Raw genomic sequence first — 14,527 nt, 5'->3', positions numbered from 1 at the left:
TATCTGGCGAACATTCTGGGTGATGTAGCTCGACGCACCGGTCGTGTTCTTAAATAAGGAACCGGCGGAAGGTTTTCCCTTCCGCCGGCTGAAATGCAAACTTCGCTATGGCCTAGAAGTTCAAAAGAAATGCCAGGGTAATACCTCGAGCGTTCGCACCTGACTGGTCAGAGTTCGTTTGACCAAACTGCGTGCTAGTCGGCGACGTAGTTGCCCCCGCGGAGCGCTGGTGATTGAAGAGGTTGAACACATACAACTGGGGAGTGAACCTGATGCGATCTGTCGGGGAAAAGGTCTTACCCAGGTTCGCGTTGTAGTTCGCAATTCCCTGCTGCCGTACCCCCTCAACATGAGTGGGAAAGACCCTCAGGTTGTAAGCGTTGGGTTGGCATACGCTGTAGTTCGTCACCAAAGTGTCTACGAACCCTGTGCCGGTATAAGAACAGGTAACGGCACCGTTCGCAGCAGTCGCATACGACAGCGTGGTTACAGGCGCGGCATTGAACGACTGAACATAGTTGACGCCGGTAGCGTCGTTCTGAACATAGGTGGGTTTCTTCAACTTAATAGCCTTAACATCTCCCACATAGAACAGGTTCGGGAAATTAAGTAACGGGCCAGGCTGAAGTTCAGCAGTAGCGGCAAGAACGTATCCACCGAAAACTGCCTCTTTCCATCCGTGCTGAAGCCACTGCTGTCCGCGGCCCCAGGGCAGGCGATACACTGCTGATGCCGTGAAGCGCCATGGCGGGCTCTGGTTGCTTGATTCAAGGCTCGGGTGGGTGTCGAACGCGTTCTGATAGTAGTCGCGGTCCTTCTGATAATTCCACTGGTACGCAAGTGTCGCGGTCAATCCATCGCTGACACGCTTGAAGGCATTCACCTGGATCTCCTGAAACTGCGAGGTTCCATTGAACTGGTAGAGCTGCAGACCGGACATCTGAGGATACGGGCGCACCAGGTTCGCAACCTGGATCGTCGACGAAGTCGAGTAGCTGCTCTTGCTGAGTTGGTTATAGAGCGCCGAATCCGTAGTCGCCAGTCCGGAGAAGTTGTTTACGTAAAAAGGATTCGCCACCTTCTGCGTCAGAAGCGTGTTCGAAAGAGCATTGGGGCTCAGCCCACCAGCGAAGAACGAAGCAGGAATCGCCGTCGAATTGATGGTGGGCGTTGCTGTATTCGTGTGCGTGTTATTGGCATTGCCATCCAGGGTAATGTCCGTCGTGCGTGACGCCACATACGCAATTTGGACCAACGTTGTCGCCTTGAATTGATGTTCGACACTGAACTGCACGCGATTTGAGCGGGCGGGCACACGATCATGGTTATACACACCCAGGGTGGAGGCATACGCCGAGTAATAATCGGCGCCGAGAGAGCTACCAACCTGTGAAACAAAGCGGCTGCCGTTCGATTCCGGGAAGGGATCGGACAACGGAGTGCTTCCCGGCGTGAAATTCGAACCGTAGTGCGTGGTGTCGGATGTCGCGACAGGTCCCGTCAAGGACGAGAAACCTCCGTTCAACGTAGTTCCATTTTCATTCACGATGCTGAGCGAATCGTAGAAGAGCCCATAGCCTGCTCGCAGGACGGTCTTCGGCGTGAAGGCATACGATAGGCCAAGTCTCGGCATAAAGCGCCAGTTGTTCTGCCATTGACGTGTCGAAGCCCCATTAACACCCGCATAGATTGGACCACCCGCCACAGTAATAGACGGTGGAAGAATCGCTTTAAGAGCGGCTGAAGCGGTGCTATACGTGTTTGCATAGGCAGTCCGTGCTGCAGGAGCAATCGTCAGACTGGCGTTGGGATCCCATCCAACCATTTGCTGGTTGTGCTTGTCGGTGGGGCCATACTCGAACTCGTAACGCAGGCCGGGAATGATGGTGAGCTTGCGAGTCACGCGCCATACGTCTCCCGCATAAAAAGTGTAGTAGGGATTTGATCGTGAGTAGGGCAAGCCCTTATAGATGGAAGCGCTCGTGTTGATTCCCAGCAGAAGCGATGCGTACGAAGTGCCGGCCGCCGTAGTTGGAAAGCTCGAAGTCGTACCGTTCCCTTCCTGTGTGTACGTGTTATCAAAAGCGAACGTGCCCGCGCTTCCGGCCCCAGAGAATGAGCCCGCGCCGTCAAATGCCACATTCTGTTGACGCCACTCTGCACCGAGAGAGATTGCGTGTGAACCACGAACCGTTGTTACATCGCCCCGAAAACTCAACGTACGATAGTGCGAATAGTTAGTCGCAGCCGCGGTAACGGACGTGTAGGAACTAACGCTTACGACGGGAAACGCGGCGGAACTTCCCGAGTAATCGTCAATGTAAGAAGGCAGCCCCAGGTCTGAGGCCTTATAACCGGCCTCATTCGGATAGAAAGATCCGTTGCCGGTGTAATCGGACGCTCCCACCGTGGCTGTGACTACTGTATTTGCCGAGAGGCTATGCGCCCAGCCAAAAGAAGCATTCTTGATAAAACGCGGCGTCGATAACTGGCCGATATCGGTATTGGTGAAATCGTCTGTAGCGAGGGTGTAGTAGCCCAGGGAGTAGCGGAAGAAGAAGTGATTTGCCTCATTCAAGGCATAGTCAAAGCGGTTCGTGAACTGCTCATAGGTGCCGTTGGTGATTGCGTTGTAATTCAGGTTGTTGCCTGTAGGCGTGTTCGCCTGCGAGGGGTTGGAATAGGCCGCGTTAACCGCTGCTACCAGGGGATGACTTGAAAGCAGATTGCTGGGGAGGACGTTCCCGCAGAAGGGCGCACGGTGCGGAACCTCCTTCGAGTCGAAAGTGATTTGGAAAGGGTTATAGATCTGATAGGCCCCGAAGAAGGGCGAGCCTGGGCAGTTCTGAGCAAAGGTTTTACCCGCATAACCGGCGGTGGTAGGAATCGACGTGGTCTGCGGTAGGTCAGAGAAGTTTCCCACCCGCTCCTGCGCTGTTGGAACGGCAGCAACCTTCGGCGTCCCACCCCCAAATCCGATGCGATAAAAAGCCGCGAAGAAAAACAGCTTGTTGCGGCCATCAAACACGTGGGGGATATACACGGGACCACCAATAGACCCGCTGGGTGCATATTCCTCGTTGGTTGGAAGCCCGAACTTCGTGTTTGCCAGTTGGCAGGCACTTGATTTTGGACTCGTATCGCACCCGGCTATCCGCCGTTGATAGAGATAGGTCAGCTTCTGGAAATGTTGGAAGGCATCAAAAGTCGAATTGTCATAACGAAGCCGGGCGGTACCGTGTATATCGTTGGTTCCCGCCTTGGTTGTCTGAATAAACGTTACGCCGAAGGTATGTTCCTGCTGCGCATCGAAGGCCGTACTGATGATCTTCACCTGGTCAAGCTCATCGGCCGTCGGCGAAATAGCCGTTCCACGGTTGTTCCCCATATTGGGCGCGCCGTCAAGGCTGAACTCATTGGCTCCGATACGGCCATAGGCGCCAAAGCTCTGGCTTGGCGTGTTCAAAGAGTTGCTTCCACCATTCTGCTGGTAGTTGGAAGCTAGTTGGCTTTGGGTTCCCGGAGCCAACATCGCCAGATAGATGGAGCTGGTGCCATTCGGCAGAGAATCCAGTTCGGCAGAGGTGATCGTCTGCCCCGTTGAGACAGACTCCGTTTCGAGCAGCGGCGCGTCCGAATTGACGATCACAGAGGTCGACTCAGAGCCTACGTTGAGCTTGACCGGGACATTGCGCCGCTCGCTGGCTTCCAGCGTGATTCCACTCTGCGTCAGCGTTTGAAAGCCCTTCGCGGTTACCTTGATGTCATAGTGCCCTGCATTCAGATTGTCTTGTAAGAAGTAACCGGTACTGTTAGTAATGACGTCTGTGGTTACGTTTGTCTCCGTATTGATCACGGCCACATCTGCTCCAACAACAGCAGCACCTGTGTTGTCGGTCACGACGCCGGACAAGGAACTCTGGCCCGTCAGGTTTTGCGCCCGAATCTGGCTGGTCCCACAAATCAGGGTGAACGAGAGTAGGAGAAGAAGCCTGGTCCATGATGGATGTGATGGCCACTTTTTATTCGCTTGAAACATGAGTAGACTCCGATCAAAAGAAAGCAATGAGCAACAGACGCTGCCGAGAAGCGGTTCAAAACATGGTAGCGATGTCACATAGAGACGTCGACTTTATAGATGAACAGGTCAACTGTGGTCAAGACCTTATTTTCAAGGCTTCTGCAATACCTTCATCCATGCGTTACAGAGGATGCAGACTCAAGGTTTGCCGCGAACGAGAGGCATAATGACAACGCAACCATAGTATGTGAAGATGGAACCACCTGGTGATCCATGAACAACACCCTGCCGTTGCCGTTTAAAGTCCTGAGCGCTACCTCACGTATCTTCGCAGCACTTCTGATGACCTGGTGCACTGTTGCGGGAAATTGTGCGCAGCAACCTTCTGCCGATCAAACAATCCCAACTGTTCGGGTTCGTAGCCAGCTAGTCGTCCTGAACCCGGTCGTGCTTCGCACGGACGGAACGCCGGTTCGCGATCTACCTCAGAGCGCTTTTACGGTCTATGAAAATGGCGTCCCGCAGACCATCCGTCACTTTGAGCTGCCCTCCACGACATCGAAAGCAGCGGCATTGCCGAAAAAGGACAAACTAGACCGAGTGGACTGGGGCAACGCTGCTGAAACAATTCTGGTGCTGGATAGCCTGAACACACCCTTCAACGAAGTAGCCTACGCGCGCAACCAGATGAGCCGATACCTCAAGGCGCAACCCGACATGCTCTCTGTTCCGACTACGATCATATGGTTGACCAGCCGTGGCTTTAAATCCATCGCCCCATTAACCCGTGATCGAGCGGTTCTGTTGAAAGCGTTAGATTCTCAGAAAGGCACCCTTCCGGAAGCCCTGCTCATGAATGATCTTCTGCGCCAGTTCACGCTGTCTCTCGCAGCCCTGCAGCAGATCGCTCTTTCCGGCAGCGGAGAAAGTGGCAGCAAGGAGATCATCTGGATGGGAAGAAGCTTCCCCAATGTGGATATGCACACCAGTACATCCCACCAGACCGAAGTTTTGCATCATGCTGTTCAAAGTACCGTTGACCTCCTGCTGAAAGCGCGGGCCACAGTGTATGTGATCGATACAACTCCACAATCCTCCCCAGAGGAGGTCGACGAGCGCCTGCGACTCAACGAGGATGCGGATCACACCGGCCCCGCCAAGGATCCCTTCCTGTACGGTTTTACCTTCAAGTCGTTTGTCGAAAATACCGGTGGCCGTTACTTCTTTGGCCGTAACGATCTCTCCCAGGAGATTCGGGAAAGCCTCGATCAGGGAGAGAACTTCTACACGCTTAGCTATATCCCCAACACTCCTATCTCCGATGGCGAGTACCGAAAGATAGACGTGCGGGTCGATGCTCCGGATCTCATTGTTCATAGTCGCCAGGGCTACTACGCCTCAGACACGGAACCCGCTGCGACGAGCGTGGGCATACAGCGCTTCGATCTGTATGAGGCCGTGAACTCGCGTATGGAGTACACGGGTGTAAGCACCGTCATACAAAGCTGCGCGATCGATAAAGCCGCACAACAAATCACATGCAAAGCTTTGGTTGCGAACCAATCCATCTCGATAGGCGAAGACGGCGAATCTGGTTCAGTCGTTGCCGTGCTGGCAGCGCTCGACGTGAAAAACCAGTCGATCGCAAATTCGGTGAAGGACTTCAAGCTAAAGCTAAACCCAACCGAGAATCACCCAGGGCAAAGCGCCACGGCGTTGACACTGACGCTCCCCCTGAAGAGCAATACCCACATGCTTCGCCTCGTGGTTCGCGATTCAAGTGGCCGCATTGGCTCGGCAGATTTGAGCCTTCCCCCTCAACGATGAGCTGGAGGCAAAGAAGATCGCGCATAAAGAAAGTGAAGGTATTGCTGATGGTTCATCAAGGGGCACGACGTACGCGAAAGACGCAAACCATTGCCAAATTCTTTTCATCTCTGCGACAGCAAAGGTGGGGTTTCATTGCGCTGGCGGTGATGTCGCTCACGATGCCTACTCTCAGTGCGCAAACCGGTGTCCACTTTAACCATGAGTTTGCCCCCACAGATTCCTTTGTCAAAGGCCCGGAGTTAGAACGGCGAGCGGATCTCTGTCTCAACGGGATGTGGGAGTTTCAGCCGGTTGCGCTGCCGCCTAATTTTCACGAAGGCATCGATCCGGCGCCCACGCTCCCCTCCCCAGATCCTGCGCATTGGGAAAAGACCCGCATCCGTATTCCCTCCCCCTGGAATGCAAACAGTTTTGCCAATCAGGAGGGTCAGGGCGGTGACTTCCGAAATTTCCCGAGCTATCCGGCATACTGGGAGAAAACAGAGATGGGATGGCTTCGCCGGACGGTCACCGTCCCCGGAAAATGGTCAGGGAATCGTGTCCTGCTGCATTTCTCAGCAGCCGCGGGCGATCTGCAAATCCTCGTCAACGGCAAACCGGCCGCGACAAAGTTCGATATCTTCTTTCCCTTCGACGTCGATGTCACCAACCTCATTAAGACCGGCACCTCCAATGAAATTCTCATTGGCGTACGCAAAGCCTCCCTCTTCGATCAGAAGGGAAAGTACGGTCGTCGCATCTATCAGACAGGTTCCTTCTGGGGACAGCATGTCGTCGGCTTATGGCAGGATGTAGACCTTGTGTCCGTCCCTGCGGTGCGCGTGAGCGATGTTTTTGTCGAACCGCAGGTCGATCACAATCTGTTGCTGATCAAAGCGACTCTCCGCAACGATACGGATCAAGATGCGCCTGTGACACTGGACGGTGACGTCCGCCGATGGAATTCCCTTGCACCGGCTACCGGCCCTGATGACGCCGATGCCAGATGGAACCTCGCTGCGGAACCGAGTCTCGCGGTCGCACCAACGACAGCCACGGTCCCTGCACATTCAACGGTCACAGTAGAAATACGAAGACCAGCGGAAAAGAAGCTGAGTCTCTGGTCACCCGAATCTCCCACCCTGTACGGAATGACGATCCGCCTATCCCAAAGTAACCGCGTGATGGACGTGAAGTACCAACGTTTCGGTTGGCGGCAGTTTCAATTCAAAGGCAGTGAGCTATTGCTGAACGGTAGGCCGCTCCAACTGCGAGGCGACTCCTGGCACTTTCTGGGTATTCCCCAGATGAGCCGCCGCTATGCACGCGCCTGGTATGCTGCCATGCGCTCTGCAAACCTCAATGCCGTTCGGTTGCATGCACAGCCCTATCCGGAGTTCTATCTCGACGTTGCTGACGAGATGGGCATTGTCGTATTGGATGAAACCGCCATCTGGGCCAGCGATGGTGGTCCCAAACTCGACTCCCCTGCCTTCTGGGAAGACACAAACTCTCACGTTGCGGAACTCGTGATGCGAGATCGCAATCATCCTGCCGTGATGGGATGGAGCGTGTGCAACGAAATGAAACCCATTGTGCAGAGCGTCTTTCACAACCCACCCGGCATGTACGACGTGCTTCTCGAGCACTACGCTCTCTGGCGAAAGATCTGCGAGGAGCTCGATCCTACTCGACCGTGGATATCAGCAGATGGCGACGATGACGGGAACGGCCGATTGCCGGTGTACGTCGTGCACTACGGCGGAAATGCAGCCATAGTGCGCGCAGCCAAAACCGGAAAGCCTTGGGGTGTCGGCGAGGCAGGCGGCGCTTACTACGCTACCCCGGAGCAGGTGGCCAAGAGCTACGGCGACGCGGCTTACGCATCGTTTGAACAGCGCGGCCGCGGCATCGCGAACGACTCGTTCAAGGCTCTGGCTTTTGAGCGCAAGCTTCACGCGGACTATCAAAGCGTCTTCAACATGGTCTGGTACGGGCTCAAGCCGCTACCGCTTGGCTTGCGAGATACCACGCGACCGCCGCAAGTGACAGACGGCATCTTCTTCCCGGACTTTGTGGAAGGCAAGCCAGGGGTGCAACCAGAGCGCCTTGGCCCCTACTCCACAACGTTGAACCCCGGATACGATCCTTCCCTGCCAGCGTTCCAGACCCTGCCCCTCTACGACGCCATCAAGGCGGCTGGAGCTGATGGACAGGAAGACTTCTTCGATGCTCCACCCACCATACCTGCATCCCAACTTTCCTCCGAAGCTAAAGTTTCAGGAGTCCTATTCCTCTCGGCCACGCCCTCTTCCTTCGCGGCGCAGATGCGTCAGGCTGGAGTCTTGCCGAGCAACGAAGAGAGCGCCAATCTGGTAGTGGTAGACGGAGCCAACCCGCCCGCAGCCTCGGCGCGCGGGCAGATCGACGACATGCTTCACAAAGGCGGCACCGTGATCGTCTGGGGTGTTGATGCGAAGACGAACGCAGCGCTCAACCAGCTTCTGCCCGCTGAGATCGCCAGCACCAACCGCAAGAGCTCCTCGTTAGTCCTTGGGAAACCATCAAGTGCCACAAATGGCCTCACGCTTGCGCGCCTTTACTTCTCCGAGCTGAACCCACCCACGTTCATCACACAAGGCCTGAGCGGCCCTCTGGTCTCTCAGAGCGATACGCTGCTTTCCATGTGCGACATCGACTGGACAAAATGGAACAAGCAGCCGGAGTACGCCAAGACAGCAATGGCGCTCCGATCCGAGCGGGAAGCTAAGCCCAACGGAGCTGTATTGATCGAAGACCATATCGGGAAAGGGCATCTCTTTGTGACGACATTGCCTGTCTGGTCGTCGCAGTTCAAAGTACAAACGCTCATCCGCACTATTTTGGGAAACCTCGGTGCGCCTCTAGCCAAAGAGGTAGACCTCGGTCAGCCTTTTCTCACCACAGGCATACTTGCCCGTATTCTCGCTGTTGGACACTTCGCGCCAACGGACAAGGATGTCGATCCCACCTCAAAGGAGAACTTCAAAGAAAATGATCGTGCCGGCACACAGCGCTGGGTAACTCTCACGGCGCAGGACGGCGTCTTCGATCTCAGTAAAAGTACCGCCGGCAGTGATACCCCATCGGGCATCGAATACCTTAGCCTATGGATCGAAAGCCCCAGGCCGTTGGACAACCTCCTGCTTGAACCAAATGTGCCTCGCGTCTCAATGAATATTGCAACATCCGATGAGGCCGAACTCTTCCTGAATGGCACTAGCGTGTACAACAAAGCATCTGGGGCCGCCGTGAGCACGACGCCCCCACTCGCACTGCTGCAGGGGTGGAACCATGTCGTCGTTCGCCTGACGCGCGCCGGAAAGACCGAAACGTTCGCCGCTCGGTTGATCTCCAGCGACCCTGCATTCTTGCCACAACTCACATCGGCTTTTCAGCGGCCATGAGCAATGCTCGCATGGATCCGGGCTTCAGCGTGGCAGATGCACAGACACACTGGAGCCCGCCTCCGAACCACCAGGCAGTTCTATCTTCGCTTCGTGGACACCGATAGTCACACGGAAAGACAGCGGTTGATTGGCAGGGTTTGCTGCAGTGATCTCATATCCCGAAACGTCTTCCTTGATCATCACGGCAGACGGTTCTGAGACGGAGATGCGGCCGAGCGGCGTATCCAACGCCCCCTGTTTCCTCACCACGATGGAAAGCAGCTTCAATCTCGGCACGAAAACAGCTTGCAGATCGTCGGTGTTGCTGAGGACCAATACACTTGGATGCGTGGATTCCTCTTCGGTCTGCTCGACGGTGGCACCCGGCATTACGGTGTACTGATACGTTGCGTTCCTCGGCTTAGGGCCATGGTCGATCCAGAGATTGAAGACAGGCACCTCAACCGTCTCATCGGGTCCCGTGCCAAAGTTGCTCCAACGCCCACTCTGCAACGCATTCGAGAGCACGACTTTGAGGCCATCCCCCAAAACATAACCAGTCCCATCATGATGAACGTACTGAAGCACTCCTCGTTTGTACGTATGACTGCCACTTTCCAGGGCTTTCGATGAGAGGTTCGTGATCACGGCACCATGCAGAAGCGTTTGGTTGATATCCGTTGCGAAAAAGGGAGCGCTCTCTTTCTCGCTGGAGATTCCTGTCCCCAGGGCGACATACAGTGAGTCGAAGAAGAACCACGACTTCCTGGCGGAGAGCGTACCTCTTTCGAGATTCATGGTCGCAACCCCATAGGTCCCGTCAGAGACGCCTCCGACGAAATCCGATTTGCCGCGGCCATCAATGATGCTGCGTTCGCCCGTATCCGGTGCTCCATCGGGGCGATAGGCATGCGCCGCTGTTGTTCCGGGAACAAGCGCCCAATCCCATCCCGCGAAGATGCCGCGATACTCATCCCCCGTCCGATACAGGAGATTCATGCCATCTGAGAGATGGGTAGACCATCGGCCCTCGCTGTTCGTAATCTCCGAATTCTGAATGCGCGTGGAGAACATCTTCACTGAGGTCGAGTACCCTGCCCGCCGGTGCGACATGTAATCGGAATCCCAGAACATCCGGTTTCCAGTCAATGGCATGGCCCCCGCTTGCCCGTTGAGACGATCGGCGAAAGCTCGGAACTCACCCTGCCGAGGTACCGATTGCTCTGCCAAATGAGTCATGACGTTTGCCAGCGTATACGCCGCGTCGTATCCAGCGATAGGACCATGTGTCCAGTCGTGCTGAACCGCGGCCTCATCCTTTCGCGTGATCTCACGCCCGGCAGCGGCATAGTCAAAGACTTCACCTCGCACCATCCACTGCTGTCCATCCAATACAAAGTTTGCGAACGTTTGCATCTTCTCAGCGGGAATCTGCAGCGGCGTACCCCAGGAATAGGTGATGTAACGGGCTGCGTAGTTCGTATAGTCCAGGCCATATCCGCCCGAATAAAACTGAGCCCCATGCTGATGAAACGAGTCGTCAGCCTGAATCCCTTCCCCAGGCTTGCCATTAGGCAGCACCGCGGGTACCTGCTGAATCTCTTCGTATAAACGGGCGTACCCTTGAGCGACCGCAGGCTCGTCGTCGTACAGGACACCGCGCATAATCTGGTTCGTCACACCCCAGACGAGATTGGCCCCTGTCCACGTCGACCAGTTGGAGCGCTTCAGGATAGGCAGCATGCGAGCCGTATCGTCGTTCGTCAAAATGGGGCGCATCAAGAGCCCGATCTCCCCGAGCAGTTGTTGAGTGCCAATCTCGTTCCACCACCAGTTAGGATTCGTCGGATCTTTCTTAAGCCAGTAGCGCAAGGCAGATAGGACGGAGGCTTCGAGCGCCGGATCAGAATGGCCGGCCGAACGCACAAGATACGCAGACTTCGCCATGGAAAGAACCCGAATCAGATGTTGCGATGCAGGCCACTCCGATCGCAGTGGCGAGACATAATCGACGTCAGGCCATGTCCCATCAGGCCGCAGCGAACGCATCAAGAATTCAGTTCGCTGTTGCAGTTGTCCGCGTCCGTTGGCATCTGTGGGGAGAGTCTCCTCGATATAACGGCACCTTACAATCGCTACCGAATCCTGGCCTGAGCGAGGACATTGCGCCAAGGCAGCGCTGGCTAATGCCAGTGTGACGAGTCCAATGACAATCTTCATACCAACATTCTCACCTTTTTTGGCGACTCTAAAATTAATATGACAACGATACCATATTTGTATAGAATCCTCGCGTTCCGAGATGGCCAGGTTGAGCGGGAATCAAATCCCGGCCAACACCCCAAGGGTTGACCATCGCTGGAACCTGGAGAACACCTATGAAGATGAGTCGTGTGCCCGTAAAAGCTGTCTTTCTTGCCACTACCGCTCTCGCTTTTTTTGGCGTTGCTCGAACGGTAGTTGCACAACAGGGACCCACCACCACCCTGTTGCCTATGCCAGTGCCTGCCGTACTACGCATGCACGCCGGTGGTTCGGCCAGTGGTCTCTGGGCCGCCGAAACCGGTCTCAGCAATAGCTCCGGCTCTTCCGCCGTATCCACTACCACTGCCATCAACACCACCCTCGATCCCGTTCCCGCACCCCAGGCCATCTATCAAACTGCACGCAGCGGTGTCTTCACATACACCGTCTCCTCTCTCACCCCGGGTGCGATCTATCCCGTAAAGCTGCACTTCGCTGAGTTTCAGAAGACGGCAGTAGGTCAGCGCGAATTCAACGTCGCGATCAATGGCGCGCAAATCCTGTCGAACTTTGACATCTTCGCGGCGGCAGGCGGCGAGTTCATGGCCGTAGAACGAGCCTTCACCGCGACCGCGTCAAGCACGGGCACCATCGCCTTGCAGTTCAGCAATGGAGCGGCAGGTCTGGCCCAGGTCAACGGCATCGAAGTCCTGCCGTCGCTCAGCACCGGAACGACCTTGAATACCGGCGTTTATACGCTGACCTCTAAAACCACAGGCTTGAATATCGACAACAACAACTCCATGACTTCAGGAGCGAATGTCATTCAGTACAGCGGAAGCGTCGGCAATACGGGACAACAGTGGCAGATCAACAAACTCCCGAACGGCACGTACGCGCTAGTCTGTCTCTCGAACGGCCTGGCGCTGGATACGAATAACACCACGGCCACCGGTTCTCCGGCGGTTGAGGCTACAACTCAGTCCACAGCTCCTACTACTACCCAGCAATGGAACATCACACCGCTCAGTGGGAGTAGTTACACCATCTCCGGTGTCTCAAACGGGCTGTATCTGGATAGTGGAGCCAGTGCAAGTAACGGCGCACTGGTATCGGAAAATAACTCGACCGGTGGCACATCGCAGCAGTGGACTCTCACGCCGGTTCAGATCGGCGCGGCTACTCCCTTCGTTACCTATGAAGGCGAGTGGGGCTCTTTGCAAAACGGCGCAACCGTCATCTCTCAGCTCGTTCCCCAGCCCACCGAATTCGTAACCGCAGCCATCGAAGCGTCCGGCCGCGCCTATGCACACCTTACCGGGGCCGCATCTTCAGTTCAGTGGACCAACCTGACGGGTAGACCCATTACCGCAGTCAATATTCGCTACTCAATTCCAGATGCTCCCACTGGAGGAGGTATCGACGCCACACTCAACCTCTACGTAAACGGACAGCTCCGCCAATCCATTCCGATGAACTCCCACCAGACCTGGACCTATGAAACAGACGCCACCTACTTCGGCTCAACCGAAACACCAGGGACAGGAGAATCAGCCTTCATGTACTGGGACGAGGCGCATACGTTCATCTCCGGAGCCGCGGTGCAGCCGAATGACACCATCGCGCTTCGTATCGATACCCAGAACACAGCCACCTACTATGACATCGACAGTATCGATCTGGAGGCCCCACCAGCACCGCTGTCTCAACCCCCGAACTCTCTGTCGGTAATCAACTACGGTGCTGTCCCCAACGACAGCGGCACGGATAACACCCCCTTCTTCCAGGCCGCTATCAATGACGCCTTCAATAAAAAAGAAAGTGTCTGGATCCCAGAGGGCACGTTCTATTTGTCCAGCCAGCTCACTGTAAATAGCGTCACCCTCCAGGGAGCAGGAATGTGGTATTCAATGCTCTACTGGAACGTCCAGAGTGGCAACTATGCAGGAAACAACCAGATTTCCGGGCCGGGAGGAACGTTCGAGAACTTCGCGATGGATAGCAACGGCAACCGCGAGGCTCACAAGTATGGCCTCAATCTATCGGGGACCAACTGGAAGATTGACAGCGTCTGGCTTCAGCATGCAGGCCCAAGCATTTGGGTTCAGGGCACTGGCGGCCTCGCGCAGAATAATCGCATCAATAACTCCTTCGCCGATGGCATCAATCTCAATAATGGCAATGGCGCATCCGGGTCCAATACCGGAAACGACCTGACTGCTCGCAATAACTTCGTACGCGGCACTGGCGATGACGGCATCGCAGTGAACGACGCTGCGAGCAATCCTCCCGCTGTTACATCGTTTGTGCAGATGCAAAGCCCGACAGTATTACAGAACACGGTAGTCGCCCCATGGTGGGCAGATTGTTTCGGCGTTTATGGAGGTGTCAACATCTACGTAGCAAATAATATCGGCTCCGGCGGCGCACGCCAGAATGGCATCGACTCAGGTCCCTTCTTTCCTATAGGTGGCAAATTCGAAAGCGGAAAGATCCAGGGCAACATCCTCTTTCAGAATGGTGGGAAGCACCGCGGCGGCACACCACAACCTGCGGTTACCGCTGGCGTAGGCAATAACTGGAGCTACGACGAAACGCAGGTCACCAATGAACTCCTGCGTGGAAACAGCATCGTGAACGCAACCTTCAATGCCTTGCAAATCATCGCGATGCAAAACGGTCAGATCACCAACGAAGTCATCAATTCGCCAGGCATGGATGGTATTCAAATCCTTCCGAGCAGCCAGGGAAATGCCCTCTTTGACAATAACAATGTGTTCGACATTCCCACCGGCTTTAGCCCCTTTATCGACTCCGCCTCTTCCGCCTTCAGTGCGACCGGAAGCGGAAATACAGGTTTCACCCCCTAAAGCAGCGACAACGAAAAAGGGCGCCCATCGGGCGCCCCTTTTCGTGCTCTCACGAGAAAAGTTGAGATCTTGAATTGCATATGACATCGCTACCATATACACTTGTCTCGCTGCGCGGTCACGCGATCCTTCAGCACACGTTTCTGTTCCGAATC

General features: G+C 55.4%; 5 protein-coding genes. 3 read left to right on the top strand and 2 right to left on the bottom strand.

The genetic code is table 11. The annotated features are described in order from the left end of the window. Nucleotides 1–112 precede the first annotated feature (112 nt). Nucleotides 113–4,039 (bottom strand): carboxypeptidase-like regulatory domain-containing protein, encoded by a 3,927-nt coding sequence (locus HDF15_RS22585; RefSeq protein ID WP_184259733.1) that lies wholly within the window; start codon nt 4,037–4,039, stop codon nt 113–115. A 255-nt stretch (nt 4,040–4,294) separates the two neighbouring features. Between HDF15_RS22585 and HDF15_RS22580 the strand changes: the two genes are divergently transcribed. Further along, nucleotides 4,295–5,848 (top strand): VWA domain-containing protein, encoded by a 1,554-nt coding sequence (locus HDF15_RS22580; RefSeq protein ID WP_184259730.1) that lies wholly within the window; start codon nt 4,295–4,297, stop codon nt 5,846–5,848. Nucleotides 5,849–6,009: 161 nt separating this feature from the next. After that, complete coding sequence (locus HDF15_RS22575; protein WP_184259727.1) at nt 6,010–9,276, top strand: glycoside hydrolase family 2 protein; 3,267 nt, start codon at nt 6,010–6,012, stop codon at nt 9,274–9,276. 24 nt (nt 9,277–9,300) lie between these two features. Here the strand turns inward: HDF15_RS22575 and HDF15_RS22570 are convergent, their stop codons facing one another. Next, entirely contained in the window at nt 9,301–11,478 is a 2,178-nt protein-coding gene (locus tag HDF15_RS22570; RefSeq protein ID WP_184259724.1) for a polysaccharide lyase family 8 super-sandwich domain-containing protein, read from the bottom strand. 158 nt (nt 11,479–11,636) lie between these two features. Here HDF15_RS22570 and HDF15_RS22565 point away from each other — a divergent pair, with 158 nt between their 5' ends. Next, nucleotides 11,637–14,372 carry an RICIN domain-containing protein gene (locus tag HDF15_RS22565; protein ID WP_184259721.1) on the top strand — a complete coding sequence of 912 codons (2,736 nt, stop codon included), beginning with the start codon at nt 11,637–11,639 and terminating at the stop codon, nt 14,370–14,372. Nucleotides 14,373–14,527 lie beyond the last annotated feature (155 nt).

The sequence above is a fragment of the Granulicella mallensis genome (assembly GCF_014203225.1).
In the GTDB taxonomy this organism is placed as follows: domain Bacteria; phylum Acidobacteriota; class Terriglobia; order Terriglobales; family Acidobacteriaceae; genus Granulicella; species Granulicella mallensis_A.
This window is presented reverse-complemented; position numbering and strand designations above follow the sequence as displayed.

Excerpts from the sequence above, each read along its gene's own strand:
- HDF15_RS22565 (WP_184259721.1), top strand. The coding sequence starts at position 11,637 with ATGAAGATGAGTCGTGTGCCCGTAAAAGCTGTCTTTCTTGCCACTACC.
- HDF15_RS22570 (WP_184259724.1), bottom strand. The coding sequence starts at position 11,478 with ATGAAGATTGTCATTGGACTCGTCACACTGGCATTAGCCAGCGCTGCC.
- HDF15_RS22580 (WP_184259730.1), top strand. The coding sequence starts at position 4,295 with ATGAACAACACCCTGCCGTTGCCGTTTAAAGTCCTGAGCGCTACCTCA.
- HDF15_RS22585 (WP_184259733.1), bottom strand. The coding sequence starts at position 4,039 with ATGTTTCAAGCGAATAAAAAGTGGCCATCACATCCATCATGGACCAGG.
- HDF15_RS22575 (WP_184259727.1), top strand. The coding sequence starts at position 6,010 with ATGCCTACTCTCAGTGCGCAAACCGGTGTCCACTTTAACCATGAGTTT.